Source organism: Thermodesulfobacteriota bacterium (genome assembly GCA_026415035.1).
Classification (GTDB): Bacteria; Desulfobacterota; BSN033; order BSN033; family UBA1163; genus RBG-16-49-23.
Window position 1 is genome coordinate 1 of record JAOAHX010000055.1, and the last position, 682, is coordinate 682.

Genomic DNA, 682 nt, shown 5'->3' on the forward strand with positions numbered 1-682 from the left:
GGGCTGTGGAAGCAATTTGCCATAGACAGCTTCAATCTGATGGGGAAGGGATTGGATCCCTGAGAGACTGACAGCAAAATAAGGATCATAAGAATAGGCTAAACGGATACGATTGGATTCGATGAGAAGGCGAAGTTCCTCGCTGGGAGCTTGAATTGTTTCTTCTGATTTTGGAGGGAGGTCTTCTATAAGTTTTTCAAATTCCTCGAGACTAAGAATAACCTCATCGGGCTTACCCTCAGACGTTCGAACCCGCAAAACCATGGCATCATTTAAAAATTCCATAGCCTCCACAGTAACTGGCATTGCGAAGTAACCCAATATTTTAATTTTCCTTCCAATTAAAGATAGATATTTTCCGCTCATGTTCTTTGGGGCTTGATCAATACCACTCCTTCCAATTTAAAATCTTCACATGCTTTCGCCTTTCAATTTTTCCGGGGTGCTCTCCTCCAGCCAGAGCTTACAAATATTTTTCCAACCGATCCGTCGCCATTTTTTGAAAATTCGTTTTAATTCTTCAATGTCCTTGGCTTCGAGAAGTTCCTTCTGAGCAGCCTTTAAATCTTCGATCGGCGCAATCGCTGGCATAGGGTCCTCCTTCAATTTATCTCTCCCCTTCCTTTTCCACAAAATATATCAAAAACCCATACCACTGACAATTACTCGTTTTTGATTTTTC

2 protein-coding genes are annotated in these 682 nt (G+C 41.6%); both read right to left on the reverse strand.

What is annotated here, in order from left to right:
* Positions 1-366, reverse strand: a 366-nt coding sequence (locus tag N3G78_14830) for a hypothetical protein (GenBank protein ID MCX8119190.1), incomplete at its 3' end; no start/stop codon positions are given.
* Positions 367-411: 45 nt separating this feature from the next.
* Positions 412-591, reverse strand: coding sequence for a hypothetical protein (locus N3G78_14835; protein ID MCX8119191.1), 180 nt, complete (start codon positions 589-591; stop codon positions 412-414).
* Positions 592-682 lie beyond the last annotated feature (91 nt).

What these genes read in the sequence shown, in the direction of transcription:
- N3G78_14835 (MCX8119191.1), bottom strand. Translation starts at nt 591, where the DNA reads ATGCCAGCGATTGCGCCGATCGAAGATTTAAAGGCTGCTCAGAAGGAA.